The 16970-nt window shown below is 32.2% G+C and carries 15 protein-coding genes; 9 read left to right on the top strand and 6 right to left on the bottom strand.

What is annotated here, in order from left to right:
- Positions 1 to 9: 9 nt before the first annotated feature.
- On the bottom strand, positions 10 to 1719 hold the full coding sequence (locus WAF17_RS07795) for a hypothetical protein (protein WP_338768432.1): 1710 nt from the start codon (positions 1717 to 1719) through the stop codon (positions 10 to 12).
- Between the two features lie 274 nt (positions 1720 to 1993).
- Here WAF17_RS07795 and WAF17_RS07790 point away from each other — a divergent pair, with 274 nt between their 5' ends.
- From WAF17_RS07790 to WAF17_RS07770, 5 genes are all read left to right on the top strand, one after another.
- Positions 1994 to 3109 carry a hypothetical protein gene (locus WAF17_RS07790; RefSeq protein WP_338768429.1) on the top strand — a complete coding sequence of 372 codons (1116 nt, stop codon included), beginning with the start codon at positions 1994 to 1996 and terminating at the stop codon, positions 3107 to 3109.
- Between the two features lie 113 nt (positions 3110 to 3222).
- Positions 3223 to 3771, top strand: a complete 549-nt coding sequence (locus WAF17_RS07785; RefSeq protein WP_338768426.1) for a sigma-70 family RNA polymerase sigma factor — start codon at positions 3223 to 3225, stop codon at positions 3769 to 3771.
- Between the two features lie 15 nt (positions 3772 to 3786).
- On the top strand, positions 3787 to 4578 hold the full coding sequence (locus WAF17_RS07780) for a hypothetical protein (RefSeq protein ID WP_338768424.1): 792 nt from the start codon (positions 3787 to 3789) through the stop codon (positions 4576 to 4578).
- Positions 4579 to 4620: 42 nt separating this feature from the next.
- Entirely contained in the window at positions 4621 to 5709 is a 1089-nt protein-coding gene (locus tag WAF17_RS07775) for an IS4 family transposase (protein ID WP_338760955.1), read from the top strand.
- 4 nt (positions 5710 to 5713) lie between these two features.
- The gene (locus WAF17_RS07770; RefSeq protein ID WP_338768422.1) at positions 5714 to 6427 is read left to right on the top strand and encodes a hypothetical protein; all 714 of its coding nucleotides are present in this window, start codon (positions 5714 to 5716) and stop codon (positions 6425 to 6427) included.
- A 107-nt stretch (positions 6428 to 6534) separates the two neighbouring features.
- Here WAF17_RS07770 and WAF17_RS07765 read toward each other — a convergent pair whose 3' ends face one another.
- Complete coding sequence (locus WAF17_RS07765; protein ID WP_338768420.1) at positions 6535 to 6948, bottom strand: DUF4783 domain-containing protein; 414 nt, start codon at positions 6946 to 6948, stop codon at positions 6535 to 6537.
- A 376-nt stretch (positions 6949 to 7324) separates the two neighbouring features.
- Between WAF17_RS07765 and WAF17_RS07760 the strand changes: the two genes are divergently transcribed.
- Both WAF17_RS07760 and WAF17_RS07755 read left to right on the top strand, forming a co-directional pair.
- A complete protein-coding gene (locus WAF17_RS07760; RefSeq protein WP_338768417.1) occupies positions 7325 to 8494 on the top strand; it encodes an efflux RND transporter periplasmic adaptor subunit in 1170 nt (389 codons plus the stop codon).
- A gap of 91 nt (positions 8495 to 8585) precedes the next feature.
- On the top strand, positions 8586 to 9479 hold the full coding sequence (locus WAF17_RS07755) for an NAD kinase (protein WP_338768414.1): 894 nt from the start codon (positions 8586 to 8588) through the stop codon (positions 9477 to 9479).
- Positions 9480 to 9746: 267 nt separating this feature from the next.
- Here the strand turns inward: WAF17_RS07755 and WAF17_RS07750 are convergent, their stop codons facing one another.
- The 3 genes from WAF17_RS07750 to WAF17_RS07740 form a co-directional block, all read right to left on the bottom strand.
- Positions 9747 to 10133, bottom strand: coding sequence for a hypothetical protein (locus tag WAF17_RS07750; protein WP_338768412.1), 387 nt, complete (start codon positions 10131 to 10133; stop codon positions 9747 to 9749).
- Positions 10134 to 10406: 273 nt separating this feature from the next.
- Positions 10407 to 10991, bottom strand: coding sequence for a hypothetical protein (locus tag WAF17_RS07745; protein WP_338768410.1), 585 nt, complete (start codon positions 10989 to 10991; stop codon positions 10407 to 10409).
- 330 nt (positions 10992 to 11321) lie between these two features.
- Positions 11322 to 13400: a CBS domain-containing protein gene (locus WAF17_RS07740; RefSeq protein WP_338768408.1), complete on the bottom strand. Its 2079-nt coding sequence runs from the start codon at positions 13398 to 13400 to the stop codon at positions 11322 to 11324.
- Between the two features lie 326 nt (positions 13401 to 13726).
- Between WAF17_RS07740 and WAF17_RS07735 the strand changes: the two genes are divergently transcribed.
- Both WAF17_RS07735 and WAF17_RS07730 read left to right on the top strand, forming a co-directional pair.
- Positions 13727 to 14338 carry a fumarylacetoacetate hydrolase family protein gene (locus WAF17_RS07735; protein WP_338770166.1) on the top strand — a complete coding sequence of 204 codons (612 nt, stop codon included), beginning with the start codon at positions 13727 to 13729 and terminating at the stop codon, positions 14336 to 14338.
- A gap of 83 nt (positions 14339 to 14421) precedes the next feature.
- Positions 14422 to 15756, top strand: a complete 1335-nt coding sequence (locus WAF17_RS07730) for a tetratricopeptide repeat protein (protein WP_338768405.1) — start codon at positions 14422 to 14424, stop codon at positions 15754 to 15756.
- Positions 15757 to 15865: 109 nt separating this feature from the next.
- On the opposite strand, the gene WAF17_RS07725 is transcribed toward WAF17_RS07730, so the two are convergent.
- Entirely contained in the window at positions 15866 to 16726 is an 861-nt protein-coding gene (locus tag WAF17_RS07725) for an SUMF1/EgtB/PvdO family nonheme iron enzyme (protein WP_338768402.1), read from the bottom strand.
- Positions 16727 to 16970: the final 244 nt, after the last annotated feature.

The following is a 16970-nucleotide window of genomic DNA, read 5'->3' as shown; positions in this document are numbered from 1 at the left end:
TTTAGTAGATTATTTTTTACGAAAAACAAATCCTACAAAACTTCTATCAGCAGCCCAAAACTCTTGTATTTTATCAAATTTTTGAGGGTTTTCTAAGAAATATTTGTAATTAAGCATTGCTTTGTTTTGTTCTGGACGATACGAATAATGAGAATCCCAAAAAATAAGACCATTTTGTGGCAGATTAGCAACTGTCGTAGAGTCTATTGAAGTTGGTGTAATCTCAAAACTTTCAGGTGTTTCATCTAAATAGTAATAAAAAAGTTGATGGTTTACCAAAATAGGTGTTTGTCCATATTTTTCAGTAAAGTTTTCATACCATTTTGCCATACTCTTCACATTTGAATCTTCTTCTGAAAGTGGTTTTGGCTTAAGCGTAATGAGTGCCATAAAAACAGCAAAAACAGCAAAAGCAAGTCTGGCTTGAGAAAATGAAAGACCAATAATAAGAATAATAATAGTTCCCAAAACAGCAATTAGAGGCGCAAAATAACGTTCTACTTGAAACTCCCTTCCTGCCCTTGCCATTCTTTCTGCATAGTTTTCATCCAAAAGCATAATCTGATTATCAGGATATGTCATATAAATTCCTACCAAAATAGATAACGGAATTAGTGCATAAATTACCTTCCAAGCATCTTTTGTACTTCGATATTCCTCAACAGCTAAAGCAGCCATTACACTAAAAAGAGGAGCAACAATAATCAAATAACGCAAGTTTCCAGCCGTTGCAGGTCCAATAGGAACAGACTGAATATTAAAAACACAGTACATTAGAAAGTAAAGTGTTGGTAAAATAGCAACTGTAACGTGAGGAATTTTCTTTTGAAATGCTTTCAACGTAAAATAAGCCACAATAAGTGTAATAATAATTCCACCATAAACAGTTGCTGACATCAAGAAATAATGTTCGAAACCTTGTCTTGGATATTGGTCGCCTATTTCACTACTTGTCTTCAAAACTTGATTTAATAAATACAGAAAATCGCCTGTAATAGCTGCCCCCCAAAAGTTGTGAACTAATGGAAAAACACCTGTCAGAAGTGCAGGAAGCCATTGTTTTTTATAAAGCAAAAAGAAAAAATAGAGAGCCAAAAATGGATAAAATTCTTGACGAATAAAGACAATGTACGAAGCAGCAAGGGCAGCAAAAGCATATTTTTTGTCTTCATTGAGATAGACAGCCAAAATCAAAAGGAAGGCAGCTAAAAGTTCAGAGTAATTACGAAAAGAAAGACCAATCCAAAACGGTTGGGTAAGCAAGAAAATAAGAGCTAGAGCAGGAATCTTAATGTTTATTTTCTGTGCCAATTTAAAAGCAAAGAATCCAGAAAAAGCAGCCAAAAGACAATTAAAAAAAGTAACAAAATGAACACCCAAAAGTGAAGGCAAGGCATAAACGAGCTTAAATCCAGGTTTTTCCCAGTTGCTCAAAATTCTATTTGGATTAAACCAAAAACGCTTCATCGAAACATAGTGTACAGCTTCATCTTGCTGATAAAACCCTTCGGAAACAAAAGAAAAAGCAAAATACAGACACGCTGCAACAAGTGTCAGAATCAAAGCTAGTTTTGTAGAAATGGGCGAAAAAAGCAGATTATTATCCTCTTTTATAGGTTCTATTTGCTTTTTTGGGGTTGCTTTTTTTGAATTTACATTCGAAGCTGGTTGTGTTTCTTTATTCGAAATTATTTTTGCTTTGGATTTTTTCTTTGCCATTTTCTTATTGATTTTCTACCACTTACTTTTTGATATATTTTTTACAAAGGTCTATATTCTCTTTCAAAATTGCTATAAAAAATAACTTTAATTTTATTTTTTGCAAAAAAATACAATTCCAAAAACAACCCTAAAGTCTTAAAAATCAACAATTTAAAGCTGAAATTATTCAAAATTAAAAATAATTTAAAAAAATAATGAGCCATTAAGCAGCATAATTATAGAAGATTCACTCTTTATAGATAGAACATTAAACCTTTTAATTTTTTAAATTATGCAAACATTCAGAAAACGTTATTCGCAATTATTTCTAATTGCATCTCTACTTATCAGCTCATTCTATATTACAGCTTGTGATACATCAGAAGATGATGTCCTTGAGCCAATTCAAGAACTTACAGAAAGTAGTGTGAGTTTTTCTAAAGCTGAAAACATGGCATTATGCGCCATAGATTTAGTACATTTATTCAAGGTATCAACTGCTACTAATGTAATTTTAACAGCTAATCCTTCTTTTGGAACAGTTGAAATTAATGAAGAAGGTCTTCTTTTATATCGTGCAAATGATAGCAACAATCCAAAAACTGATGAATTTGGATATCGCCTCAATGGAAAAGATGGGAAGTTGCAAATTGCATATACTCCCGACTCTGTTACTTGTGAAGTAGTAACTCAAGAAGATATATATTATACTCAAAAAAATACAGCTCTTTATAGTTTGGATTTTATGAGTAATGATATTCTTTGTAATACCGAATCTGAAATGATCTATATAGAAGAGATTGAAGGTAGCAATTCTATTCAAGAAGGTATAGAAATATTTTTTGAGGAAGGAACAACGAAAATAAACTATTTTCCTCCTAGCAATTTTGTAGGCAGACAAGATTTTTTATATTATATACGACCTAATGACTCTAACAATAGTGCTGCTTATGTTGGTAAAATAAGTTTTGAGGTTAGTGCAAATACAGATACAACGTGTGTTTCTTCACTTCAAAATGATTTGTTTATAGCAGCAGACCTACCTACATTTTTTTCGCCTTTTGAGAGAGTGGTAGGCATAGAAAATGATAGCACTAATACAGTTCCATTTGAATCTGTTAGTTATGAAGTAGATAGTTTGTATTTTAATGATTTTGTTGTGGGACAAACCTACTATTACCTTCCTTACTTAGAAAATGATTCAATTTGTGATTACTCAAGTTTTGATTGGGAATTGAGTGTAGATTGGAATGGAATTACTGGAGCAACTCACGCTCTAGGTCAATACCCATTCTATAAGCCTGTATTTTTTGTAGCAACGGATACTCCTCTGCCTTTTAGTTTTTTCTATACATTGAGGAATCGAATAACTGGAGAAGAACATACGGCTGAAGTCGTCGTCAATTAACTTTTTTCATTTGTTCAAAAAAACAGCATTACTTTGTAGTGCTGTTATTGTCGTTTGTAGAGGTTTGATGTTCTAACAATATTCTACAAAAAAAGAATCTACCAAAATTATCTATGTCAGAGAAAGAAATATTTTCAGGTTGTTTGAAAGGCTCTCGTCCTGCTCAAGAAGCTCTATACAGGCTTTATGCAGGAAAGGTCATGACAACTTGTATCCGTTATGCTAAGAGCAGAGAAGAAGCAGAAGACATGTTGCAAGAAGTTTTTCTAATCATTTTCAAGAAAATCAATCAAGTCAAAAAATTTGAAGCTCTTGGAGGTTGGATAAGACAAGTTGCTGTTCATAAAGCTATTGATATTTATCACAAACAAAAAAAGCATTTTGGGCATCTCTCTGATGAAGCACTTATGTATGAGTCTGACACAAAAGATACTGCACTTGATATGCTTTCTGCTGAAGAACTTATCAAGTTGATTAGAGAATTACCTCAAGGATATCGAGTAGTTTTTAATTTGTATATCATAGAAGGATACAAGCATGAAGATATTGGCAAATTATTAGGTATTTCAGAAAGCACTTCACGTTCTCAGCTTACAAAAGCCAAACAAGCATTACGAAAAATATTGGCAACCAACTATAAAATCACTCAATACATACGCTAAAAACATTTTTGTTTTATGGACAACAATATACACAACTCTCAAAATGATTCTGAATGGAAAAACAGCTTTTCCAAAGTTAATGAATGGGAATCTCTGCCTCCTCTTGATGGCTGGGACAAAATTTCTGAGCAACTAGATAAATCTTCAAGACCAAAATTTCTCTACTGGTTTTTAGCTTTAGGTTTGATTTTAGTTTCAAGTCTTGGCATTGGATTATATATTATTTCATCTGAAAATAATATATCTTCTCCTAACTTTACTTGCAACACTACTAACCAAACAGTAAAAAAAGAAACAAACATGACTTCTGATATAGAAAAATCAGATACTAATTCTGCCACAGAAAACTCAACCATTCAGTCTGATATAAATAAAAATACAAAGTCTAATGTATCAGAAAATCAGATTAATAATTCTATATCTAATACAAAAAAAACATTATCAAATGAAACTACTTCATCTAAAGTTATTACAAAGTCTTCTCGCTTTTCTCAAAAAGCAACTACACAAGAAAATGTTAGTAAAAATATTGGTTTGACAACTGACTTAAGTAGTGATGATGAAAATAACGAGGTAGTAAATATAACTCAAGAAAATTTGCAAGAAACACAAGCAGAAATAACTGCCGTTACTCAAGAAGATAAAAAAATGATATTTGTATTAGAAGAAAAGTCTCTTGGAGAAATAAAAACAAATGCAGACCCATTTTTTGAAATGCAAATAGACTCTATCAAAATTGTATCAAATGATAATAAAAAAGGTAGTTTGAACCTCAGTCCTCTGACAAAAGATTTTAAATTTAGATAAAAAAAAGCCATAATTGAGTTTCTCACAAAATTTTTCTCAATTATGGCGAAAGCAAAGTATGCTTCTAGTGGTAAAGTTACAAAATTAGTTAGTGTTTTATCTTCTCATTTAAAAGGGTTTCATTTAGCCCGAGTTCAATTTATAGGTCTTTTTGTAATAGCTGTTATAAAGGTAGGTCTAGGAGGTTTAATTCAAATTGCAACTGCGTTTGAAAGGAATGTAGAATACAGTTCTTCTTTACGTCGTATAGAACGCTTTTTAAATTATTATGAGCTTGATTTTCAAGCAATTACTAATTTGATTATTTCCTTAGAAGGCATTGAACAATGGGAAAATATCGTACTGTGTTTGGATAGAACGAATTGGAAAGTTGGAAAAGAGCATATTAATATTTTGCTTCTCTCAGCAGCTCATAAAGGGGTATCTATTCCTCTTTGTTGGTCTGTACTTTCGAGGACAGGAAATTCAGCTACTCAACAACGAATTGATTTGATAGAAGATTTCTTAAATCAATTTCCTAATTTATCTATTACTGCTCTTGTAGCAGATAGAGAGTTTATAGGTAAAAAATGGTTTTTCTATTTAGCTACAAAAAAATTTGATTTTGTAATGCGTATAAAATCTAACTTTAAAGCTACTAGAAAAGGGAAAACAAAGTCTATTGTAGCATGGTGTAGAGGGCTTTCGATTTCAGAAACCTATCAACTAGATGGAACATTTGTAGTCAATGAAGCAGAGGTATATTTATCTGTAAGTCGAACACAAAAAGGATATATTTATTTAGCATCACCTGTTTTATTGGATAATATTTTTGAAATTTATAAACAACGTTGGGAAATCGAAACGTTGTTTAAAGCACTAAAATCACAAGGTTTTAACTTAGAAAATACAAAATTAACAGAACCAAATAAAATAGCTAAATTAATTGCTTTGTGTTCCATTGCCTTTGTTTGGTGTTACAAAGTAGGAGAATGGAAACATAAAAAAACAAAAATAAGAGTCTGTTCAAATGGATATAATGAATACTCTTTTTTCAGATATGGATTAATAGAAATTAAAAAAATACTCAATAATCCAATGACTAGTGAAACTAAATTTGATCAAAAAATTAAAGTTTTGTCAATGGAGTAAGAGTTTGAACAAAGAATCAAATATGCTTTCAAAATGGAAAATTGCCTCTTACACAGGTTTTGGAATGACCTACAAACATTTTGCAGCAAATCCAATTGACAAACATTATGTAAGAATGCTTAATGACAAACAAACTCTCAGTGAGCGTCAGAGTCTTACATTTGGTTTTATGGCAGAAAGAAACTTATCTCAAAAATGGAGTTTACATACTGATATAGGTATTTTAAAATGGAAAAATACAGTTAAGTATCAATTTGGAGGAAATTATTATTCTACACCAACTAACTACATAGCCACCAAAATTTCTACAAATCATGTATCTATACAGCCTATTTATGGAAATAGAGATAGCCTACAAACCCAAACTATAAATTATGAAAGCACTTATTTTAAAATAGATTTAGGAATCTCTTATTCTTTATTCCAATCTAAAAAATGGAAACATCAAATAGGAGTAAAAACAGGGCTTTTGTTACTTACAAATGAAACTACCAATTATGAGATTTATGAAAGTACAGCTCAATTTCCAAGTGCCAAACAAGTAATCCCATTCTTTTCAGGTTTCCATCAAAGTCATTATCAACTAACTAATCATTGGGGAGTTTTTGGAGAAAGTTCATTGAAATATTTGTCCAATTCAGTAGGAAATAAAAATACAATTTGGCAAATGCGTTTTTATCAAATCAATCTGCATCTAGGAATTTCTTATAAATTCTGATTTTAAATTAAAAAAAATCACTAAAAAAGCCTTTTTCAAACGAAAAAGGCTTTTTTAGTCTAAAATCTCAAAGTGAGAGGGGGCGTTCTGACAAAGATTTTTTATTTTTATTCTCTACTGAAGTCTAGCGTGTCAATTCTAAAACCGTTTGGTGTTGATTTTACCAAAATATAAACTCTAAACGTATTTCCGTTTGTTGCTGTATATTTTCCAATCACATACTTCAGACCTTCTTTTGAAGCTCCTTTATGGATATATTCAAACTGTTTGGCTGGGTTTTTTGTAAAAAAATCTTTCAATACAAATTCGGCTTGTGATTGACTGTATGTTGCCTTTTGGTCGCCTAATCCTATTTCGATAGCATCGTGACAAAGTTTGACTAATTCTTTCGTAGAAGCTGCTCCAATGGCTGTTTTGGCTGTGCTGATTACCTCATCTTCTGTCTGTGCAAGTGTTGGAGAAGCTGAAAAAACTCCCCAAGCAAGTCCGAAGGTAACCCAAATAAAAAATAGTGATTTCATAGTGATAAAAATTTAGCAGCGTTTTTTGATAGAATAGTTTGTCATTATCTTTATTATGAATAGAAAATAAATTTATAACTTCTACTCATATTACAAAGATTTGCCAAAATAGTGCCAACATAAGGGATTATTAATTTAGATATAAAGTTTTGTCTCAATTTCTGTCTAACCAAGAAAAGTTATTTCTGTTTGTTTCGTTTTTATTGTTTTTAATACAAGCATCTTTATTTTTAACGCCTTTTAGTAGTCTATTTATCTTGTATAGGAATAAGTTTTGTGTAAATTAGCCATTTCAAAATCCTATTTTATATTTTAACTTCTTTTCTCTGTACATCTTATTTTATAACTCTTGATTTTAATTTAACTCACTATTATTATGAAAAAAATTTTTATCGCTTCCTTTGTGCTTTTACTTATAGCTATGGGAGTTTTTGTTGTTTATTATTTTGTTAATCAAGAAGAAGACGTACAAGAAGATATAGAATTGGTTTCTCCAAGAAAAGATTCTATAATAAAGAAAACGGTTGCAACAGGTTCGATTGTTCCTCTGAAAGAAGTAACTGTAAAACCTGCCGTTTCGGGTATTGTTGACAAAATTTTTTTTGAAGCTGGGCAAACAGTAAAAGTAGGAGATGTAATTGCTAAAATAAAAGTAATTCCGAATATGACTAACCTTACTAATGTTCAGAATAACTTAGAACAAGCAAAGCTTACCTTAGATATGCGTGAGCGTGAAATGAAAAGACAAAAGCAGCTTTTTGAAGATGGCGTAATTGCAGAGCGTGAATATATGCTTGCAAAAGACGATTACGATTTGGCGAAAAATCAGGTAAATGCAGCTGCAGAGAGTTTGGTTATTGTTCGTGAAGGAACTTCTAGCCGTTCTTCTAGCACACTAACATTAGTAAAAGCAACTACGAGTGGAATTATTTTGGACGTTCCTATCAAAGAAGGGGCAAACGTAATTGAAAGTAATACATTTAATGAAGGAACAACGATTGCAACCATTGCAGATTTGAGTGATATGATTTTTGAAGGAAAAGTAGATGAGGCAGAAGTAGGAAAATTAAAAAAAGGAATGGATTTGGTCTTGACAATTGGAGCAATCGACAATGAAAAATTTGATGCGAAACTAGATTTTATCGCACCAAAAGGCATTGAAGAAGAAGGAGCAATTAAGTTTCCGATAAAAGCAGACGTAGAACTTAAAGAAAATCAATTTGTTCGTGCTGGTTATAGTGCTAATGCAGATATTGTTTTGGAAAGAAAAGATGATGTAATTGTAATTGAAGAAGCGTGGTTACAATCGGCTGATAAAAACAAAGAAAAAAACAATAAATCAGATAAAAAAGAAGAAAACAAGATAGATTCTACCAAAACAGAAACTAAAGACTCAAATCAAAAATCTGATGCTTTTTATGTAGAAGTTCAAACAAGTGAAAATGTTTTTGAAAAACGCTATCTTACTTTAGGGCTTTCAGATGGAATAAATATTGAAGTTTTGAAGGGACTTAAAGTAGGAGATAAAATCAAAAAACCAAATTAATTAGTATTCATTTACGAATAATGATTTTTTTATAGTAATTTGGTAACTTCATTATTTCAAAGAACAATAAATTTAAAATCTCCTTTTTATTTTGAAGAAAGTAGCCATACACAGTAAAGACATTGCCGAAAGCAAACTTTTTTTTATAAAGCAAATCTTTACAGAACTAGAAAATTATGGAGTAGAGATTATCATTTCAAAGGATTTTGATAGGCTACTTCATTCTATTAATTTTCGTCCTAATATTGTAGGTACTTTTTCTGCTCCTCATCATCTTTCTAATGTAGATTTGATGCTTAGTGTGGGTGGAGATGGTACTTTTTTGGAGGCTGCAACCATCGTACAACACCAAAATGTTCCTATTTTGGGAATAAATACAGGGCGTTTGGGTTTCTTAGCGACAACTTCAAAAGAACAAATTCATAGTGCATTGGAAAGTCTTATGGCAGGTCATTATACGCTAGACGAACGTATTTTATTAGAATTGGAAGCTGATAGGGATTTGTTTAAAGGCGTAAATATTGCGCTCAACGAATTTGCAATTATGAAGCGAGATTCTTCTTCAATGATTGTGGTTCATACCTATATTGATGGCGAATATCTAAATTCGTATTGGGCAGATGGTCTGATTGTCGCTACGCCTACTGGTTCGACAGGCTATTCTTTGAGCGTCGGAGGTCCCGTAGTTGTTCCTCAATCCAATAATTTTATTATCTCTCCTGTTAGTCCTCATAACTTAAATGTTCGTCCTCTCATTGTTCCGACAGAAAGTGTAATTGCTTTTGAGATAGAAGGAAGAAGTAAAAACTTTTTAGTTTCTTTAGATTCTCGTTCTCGTAAAGTAGATAGTAATATTCAACTTGCTGTCAGAAGATGTAATTATACCTGTAAGATGGTGCGCTTAGATGGCGATAGTTTTCTCAAAACCCTTCGTGAAAAACTCAACTGGGGAATGGATATTCGTAATTATTTGAATCGTTACTAATTTATAAACTTTAAAAGCTAGTTATTCAATGCCTCCTACTCGCTGTTGTTGGTCAGCGTAACGGCAAACCGAAACTAAAGACACAACAACGGCTTTGTGGGTTTTCGCAAATGGGAACACCAACAAGAACGCAGTAATTACAAAAATACTGACACTCGCAAATCTAAGATTTGCCAAACTGATAGGTCGTAGTCATCGCTTCGCTAAAGACAACGCCCAACATTCATTTTTTTTGTTTGGCTATTGGAAAACTACGACGAACGAGGGCTACTTCTTAAAATAATGATAAATTTTAATAAATAGAGTAGACATAAATATAGTTAAACCAAGTATTAATGCTGCAAGAAAGTATATAGGAAGACCTTTATGATAGATAGCATCATCTGGTTTATCTTTTAGGTATGATATCTTCATGCTGTCTCCAGTATTATAGAATTTATAAAAATTTGTATCTAAATGTATTTCTCTTATATATTCTTTTCCTTTATATATATGTGATACTTTAGCAAATTGACTCTTATATTTGCGTCCTTGATCTATGACTACTACTTTATCTGTTTTTACGTCAAAAATAAAAGAACGTATTGGTTCATTATCTACTATTACAAATAATAGTATTATGACAATAATGAGATGCAAAAATATTGATTTCATTTATTTAGAAGTGTTATCTCTGCGTTCTTGTTGGTCTTTAACTTCGGCAATGCCGTTGTGATGACCAACAATAAACATACACGGACAATTTATGAACTTACTATCGAAACAAAAAAGTTAAATATAAAAAATGTTTACCATAGTTTCATGCGTGTTTCTGTTGTTGGTCAGCGTAACGGCAAACCGAAACTAAAGACACAACAACGGCTTTATGGGTTTTTGTAAATGGGAACACCAACAAGAACGCAGGGGCTCTAAGGTTGATAAAATAATCTATTCTGATTTTTTCAAATCAATAGCTAGATATTCTACATAGACTCTAGCATCCATTAAGCCTGATTTTGTTTGGTTTCTCAAAAACTTTATGGCTTTTAATAGACTTCCTTGTTCATTTTCTTGCAGAATTTTCACTATTTCATTTCTTAGTTTTGGTTCATAGGTTTTGATAAAAGTAATACGTACATTTTCTTCGAAGCTGAAATAATTTTTTTCTAATGAAATTTTCTGAATATTTATGTCTTTATAATTTTCAATATCAGTCACTTCATCTCCTTCCCAACAACAATAGCATTGTACACTTTCTATTAATGTTGCTTTCTGTAAAAACTCAATAAATTTTGTAGGCGATTTTTTATTGATATCTTCTTTTGGGTTTCCAAAATCACTACTATCAAAAGCTAACCCACAAGAGCAATTTGTATCCGAACCTACATAATAAATATTCTCTTTAGAAAATTTAGAGCGTAGACGAACTTCTTCTGCATCACTAATTTTAGAAAAATATATATCTGTTTCATTGGGTACGAAACTTCCCTCTTCTAACTTTTGATTTGTTGCGATATAGACTGAATAACACATAATGATATTAGTTTGCTAAATGAGATTTTGGATTATTTAAAAGTAACCCAAAATTTCTTTTTTTAATTCATCACTCAAAGATTTTTTGAAAAAGTAAACCATAGGGGGCTGAAGATTCTTAGATTTTTATTTCTACCGTGTTCGTAGTCTTCCATAGCCAAACAAAAAAATTAAGTATTGGGCGTTGTCTTTAGCGCAGCGATGACTATGACCTATCAATTTTACAAGTCTTCAGACTTGACCTAAAAACTCAAATATAATAAAACCTCTCACTCAGCAAAGCCAAGCAAGAGCTGTTTTATTTCTTGTGACAGAATAAGGTTTTAAGATTTACTCCTCTTCTTCTCCATTAGCCATTGCATTTTCCAAACGGTTTTGAGAAGAATCTACTCCCTCAATCTTGATTTCTCTATCTCTTATATTTTGAGGTTTTGAAGCATTTTTTATTTTCTCGTTTTTTTCATTTTTTTCTCTACGTTTTCTTCTTCGTTCTGCAATTCTTTTCAGAAGACTAGCCGTAATATTTAAGAAATTAGCTTCTGTAATTATTCCAACTAAATTATTATTTGCCACTACTGGAAGGCAACCTACTTTTTGTTTGCGCATCAAATCCATAGCCTCATGAATATTGGTTTCTGGCGAAACGGTATGTACATTGGTTATCATCAAATCTTTTACCGTAGTGATATTATTTTTTATTTCTGTTTGATGAGAATTAGATTTGAAGTAACGCAGCAAAAGACGAGAAGAAACCAAACCTCCCAAAACACCATCACGACATTCGACAGGCAAATAACGAATACGTTGCCAGTCCATAATATCGGCTGCAAACTCGGGTACGTCATCTTCTGTAACCGTAAAAAGGTCAGTATCCATAAATTCTTCTACCAACAAATCTGACGGTTGCCAATCCGAAATATCATCGATGGTGGCTAATTTCCACGTATGAATAGGCTGATTACTTTTCTGTTTGTCTGCAATGGCAACTGTAATTGCTGTCATTACTTCTTCCTTTGTGCTTTCTTTTATGAGTTTCGAATAGGATTGTAGCATCCAAGATGAGCCTGTTTGTTCGGATTTTACACGAGCTTCTACAATATCCATGTATTTATCAATGTCAGTTTGGCTAACTTTTGCTTTCTGTAATCCTTTTCTTGCCATCGGAATTATCTCTTTCAAAAGTAAATTCTTAACACTCATTTTTTTACCGTTTACCCATTTTACATCTACACGCAAACCGTGTCTAGCAACATTCATAAAGTTTGCACGAGCATCATCAAATTCCATTATTTCAGTTACGTCTGGATAAGTATCTTCAAAGGCATTCATTGCCCCAATCCAAAGAGCTGCATTTGCGACTTCATCGACTACGGTTGGACCTGCTGGCAGAATACGATTTTCAATTCTCAAATGTGGTTTTCCATTCGGACTTACTCCATAACATGGACGATTCCAACGATAGACCGTCGAATTATGAACATTCAAGGCACGTAATTTTGGAGTTTTGCCTTCCTGTACCATTTTGAGAGCATCTTCATCAATATCGGTAGTGAGCAAAACTCTAAAGCGCATAATATCCTCACGATACAAATCCAAAATTGAGCCTTTAAGCCATTTGTTTCCAAACATCACACGAGGACTGCGCTCACGCAAATGTTCTGACGAAATACGTGTATCAACTGACTGGCGAAAAAGTGCAATCCTAGTTTCACTCCAAAGGCGTTTATTAAAAAGCATCGGAGAGTTACAGGCCGCTGCCAAAATAGGAGCAGAAATAGCCATTGCAACATTGTATTTTGAGACAAATTCTTTTGGTTTTATCTGTAAATGAACTTGAAAACTAGTATTACAAGCCTCAACTAAAGCCGTATCATGCAAAGTATTTAACTCATCAATTCCTTCAATTTTGAGTTCGTAGGTCTCCTTTCCTCGTAGCTTTTTGAGCGAGTTCATGAGGGCATAATATCTATCTAAAGGCGTAATATTATCCGTTGTGAGGTCAAATTTTCGAATCGTTGGAAGTATTCCTGTCAGAATATAATCTATATCATGTTTGGTAGTAATTTTTTCCAAAGCCTTTAATAAGCTTATCGTTTCGGCTTCTAATTTGGAAAAACAATTTCCTTTGAAGGGATGTGGCTCTAAATTACACTCTACATTAAAACGAGCTAGTTCGGTCGTAAAGCTATCATTTCCTAAAGCTTCCAATACTTCTAAGGCTGTTGCAGAGGGTTTTCCGTGGTCATCTACCAAACAGATTTCTTGTTCTGCTCCGATGTGCATTTGTTCGTCGTCGAAGCAATCTTCTTTTAGCATGAGTTCAAGAGCTTGAATATCTTTGAGCAAATAGCGTGTAAACTCATTGAGGTCAAGCTGATTATCTGCTATTCTTACGTTTAAATCTCCCATAAATTCTTTATAAATGTGTTTTTGTAAGTTATTATCTTCTTTATTAATCTAAAATACGAATTTTAATTTATTATCGTAATCAAATTCAAAACTTTATCAAAAGTAGATTGTCTTTCAAAAATGTTGTTTATAAAAATGAGTTTGATTTTGTATTTTTGTCAGAATAAAGTTATTACACATATTATTAGACATTGTCATAATTGCTATATAGGTCAGCCTCGTAGAGCAAACCATTTGTAGTCAATTTTACTTGTTTTTGGTTGTGTATAGACAGTCTGCCCTTTGGGACTGACCTATTTATTTAAATAATGTCTAAAAAAAACAACATGAAAATACTTTGTATTGGCAGAAATTATGCTGACCATATTGCCGAACTTAAAAACGAACGCCCAACAGAACCTGTCATTTTCTTGAAGCCAGATACAGCAATTCTGAAAAACAATGACCCTTTTTATCATCCAGATTTTAGTCAAGATATTCATCATGAAGTAGAATTACTTTTGAGAATTTGTAAAGAAGGAAAGCATATTGAAGAAAAATTTGCAGCTTCGTATTATGATAAAATTGGCTTAGGAATAGATTTTACAGCAAGAGATTTGCAATCCAAAGCAAAAGAAAAAGGTCTTCCTTGGGATATTGCTAAAGGTTTTAATGGCTCTGCACCTATTTCGGAATGGTTAGAGCTTTCAGATATTAGAGATATAAATTCGATTGATTTTCACTTGGAGGTAAATGGAGAAACTCGCCAAAAAGGAAATAATGAACTTATGATTTGGAACTTTGATGAGATAATAGCGTATATTTCTAAGTTCTTTACTCTCAAAATAGGTGATATTATCTTTACAGGAACTCCAGCAGGAGTAGGCAAAGTGAATATTGGAGACAAACTAGAAGGTTTTATAAGAGAGAAAAAAATGTTAGATTTCGAAGTAAAATAGTTATTAGTTATAAATGATAAGTGATTAATTAAATTTCAGACCTATCTGAATATTTATCTTTGAAGAATTTAAACCTACAAATTGTGAAAAGTACAAAGAACAACATTTTTTTTATAAGAAACATTACTCTAACATGTAGTTTGTTTTTTGTGCTTTTGGGTTTCAATGCTCTCCAAGCTCAACCAGAAGTCTATACTAAAGCTGTTGAAATGGCTCAAAATGGAAATCCTCAAGACGGACTAAATCTTTTGAAAACATCTTTAAACGCTGATTCTCAAAATACAGAATTGCTTTATTATACAGGGTTGTATATGGAGCAACTCAAAAATATTCCTAGAGCTGTTGGGCTTTATCAAGAAGCTATCAAGGTAGATAAAACGAATTTTGAAGCCAATTATAGATTAGGCTTTTTATATGAAAAGGCAGATTCTATTCCACAGGCTTTTTCATATTATAAAAAGGCTCTTTTACATGTCCCTTCCTCCCAAGTACAAGAAAAAAATACGATTTTAGGAAGAATTATTATTCTTTCTGACGAAACTAAAAAAATTGATAAGGAAACGGTAAGCTATGCAGATGAGTATTTTAAAAATGAACAGTTAGAAAATATTCCTCCTCCTGTTGCGCTTTCTCTTGCTAATATTCTGTATCAAAATTCAGAATACGAAGATGCCCAAAAACTTACCAAAACAATTTTAGAAAAGACAAAGTCGAATGCATATCCTATTCAAAAAGCTGCATTTATTTATACCAGTTGTGCTTTTCGTTTGCAGGATTTTGATGGAATGACTACTTATTATGCTAGAATAAAAGATAAAAAACTCAAGACAGAATTAGAAAATACAGCACCAGCATATTATTATAATTTGGGCTATGTTTATTTTTTTATGTATGATTTTGATAAAAGTTTGCGCTATCTACGAACAGCCCTTACTATAAAACCAGACTATTCTCCAGCACAAGTTTTTCTGAATAAAGTAGAACATCAAGAAGATGATAAATCTCAAATCATTGATCATATTCGTCAGAAAATAAAAATTTCTGAACATGAATCTCACGATGCAGCTTATTATTACGACCTTACTCGTCTTTTTGTATATGAAAAACGCTATAACGAAGCTATAAAAGTTGCTGATTCGTGTTTGCAATTAGAACCCAAAAGACAAGAGATTTATTTTTTGGAAGCAGTGGCTCATTATAAAACGATTAGAGATAAAGAAGGCATAGTAATCGTACAAAAAGCTCTGAAAAACTTTCCAAAACTAGACAATGAAACTCGCTCAAAATATTACTTTCTACTAGGATTATTCTATAAAAGACTCAAAAATTATGGCGAAGCAAGAAATGCATTCGAACAAGCCGAAAGAGGAATTTTTGCAGATGCTGCCAATTGGGAGCTTAAATCAGTTACCAATTAATTTCTTTAGAATTACGAATTACAAATTACGAATTACGAATTTTTCTCACTAAAAAACGTCATTTTTATACTAAAGTAATTGAAATATAGTTTCCAACTGATAACTGCCTTTATTTATCCATCGCCACTCTAAAACCAATCAAGTTACTACCAAAACCTTGAGGATTATAATAACGATTTGCTGTGCGTAAATTTCCTTTGTTTCCAAACCAACTTCCACCTCTAATACAACGATTTAATCCTTGTGGAACGCCTTTTGGGTTTTTTGTGCGTCCTTGGCGATAACGTCCATAATGGTCAAAACACCATTCCCAAACATTTCCAGACATATCATAAATACCTAATTCATTGGGTCTTTTGAGTCCAATAGGTTGTACCATTTCTACCGAATTTCCTTCATACCAACCTACTACTTCTGCATAATTTGCACCTGAATATGTATAATTTAAGGTGCTTAATCCTCCTCGTGCTGCATATTCCCACTCCGATTCTGTTGGCAAACGCTTTCCTGCCCATTCTGCATACTGACTAGCATCATCCCATGTTACGCCCACAACTGGGTGCGTATCGTCCCAGCCCCACATTGGTTCTTTTGGCATATCTCTTCCCGTTGCTTCACAAAATTCTCTATATTGTTTTACTGTAACTTCATATCTTCCGATATAAAAATCATCTAACTCTACTTCGTGAATAGGCATTTCATTTTCAAAAACGGTACTTCCCATATTAAAAACACTTCCTCTGACAAAGACCATTCCTGCTGTATCTTGTGTAGTTTTGAACAAATGAGAAGGCAGTAAGAATCTATAAACAGATGAGGAATTATTTATTTTCTCAAAAGAAACATATTCGTTTTTGTATTCTGTTTTGATAGAAGCAGGAAAAAAACCACTTCCAAAAATAATGATAGCTATTCCAAAAGCAGAAAGTAGAAATGAAAAAATATGAGTTGAAGTAAAACGAGTTTTCATGAAATTCTATATGGTATAAGTAAATGAGGTAATTTTTGGTATAAGGATTAATTTTGAAACAATTTTAATCTAGTGATTGAATATTACAAAATTATCAAAAACTATAAGGAAAAAATCTTGCCAATGTGATTTCGAACCCTTTTTGATTCGGTTAATAGGTTTTTAGAAATGATAAACAACAATTATATGCAACGTTTTGCTTAAAGTCTATCGTAGGGGTTTTAAGAAATATTTAGAACTATCT

It is taken from the genome of Bernardetia sp. ABR2-2B, assembly GCF_037126435.1.
In the GTDB taxonomy this organism is placed as follows: Bacteria; Bacteroidota; Bacteroidia; order Cytophagales; family Bernardetiaceae; genus Bernardetia.
This window is presented reverse-complemented; position numbering and strand designations above follow the sequence as displayed.

Bases quoted from the DNA above. Each gene is read 5' to 3' on its own strand.
- WAF17_RS07795 (WP_338768432.1), bottom strand. From the start codon at position 1,719: ATGGCAAAGAAAAAATCCAAAGCAAAAATAATTTCGAATAAAGAAACA.
- WAF17_RS07790 (WP_338768429.1), top strand. From the start codon at position 1,994: ATGCAAACATTCAGAAAACGTTATTCGCAATTATTTCTAATTGCATCT.
- WAF17_RS07785 (WP_338768426.1), top strand. From the start codon at position 3,223: ATGTCAGAGAAAGAAATATTTTCAGGTTGTTTGAAAGGCTCTCGTCCT.
- WAF17_RS07780 (WP_338768424.1), top strand. From the start codon at position 3,787: ATGGACAACAATATACACAACTCTCAAAATGATTCTGAATGGAAAAAC.
- WAF17_RS07775 (WP_338760955.1), top strand. From the start codon at position 4,621: ATGGCGAAAGCAAAGTATGCTTCTAGTGGTAAAGTTACAAAATTAGTT.
- WAF17_RS07765 (WP_338768420.1), bottom strand. From the start codon at position 6,948: ATGAAATCACTATTTTTTATTTGGGTTACCTTCGGACTTGCTTGGGGA.
- WAF17_RS07760 (WP_338768417.1), top strand. From the start codon at position 7,325: ATGAAAAAAATTTTTATCGCTTCCTTTGTGCTTTTACTTATAGCTATG.
- WAF17_RS07750 (WP_338768412.1), bottom strand. From the start codon at position 10,133: ATGAAATCAATATTTTTGCATCTCATTATTGTCATAATACTATTATTT.
- WAF17_RS07745 (WP_338768410.1), bottom strand. From the start codon at position 10,991: ATGTGTTATTCAGTCTATATCGCAACAAATCAAAAGTTAGAAGAGGGA.
- WAF17_RS07740 (WP_338768408.1), bottom strand. From the start codon at position 13,400: ATGGGAGATTTAAACGTAAGAATAGCAGATAATCAGCTTGACCTCAAT.
- WAF17_RS07735 (WP_338770166.1), top strand. From the start codon at position 13,727: ATGAAAATACTTTGTATTGGCAGAAATTATGCTGACCATATTGCCGAA.
- WAF17_RS07725 (WP_338768402.1), bottom strand. From the start codon at position 16,726: ATGAAAACTCGTTTTACTTCAACTCATATTTTTTCATTTCTACTTTCT.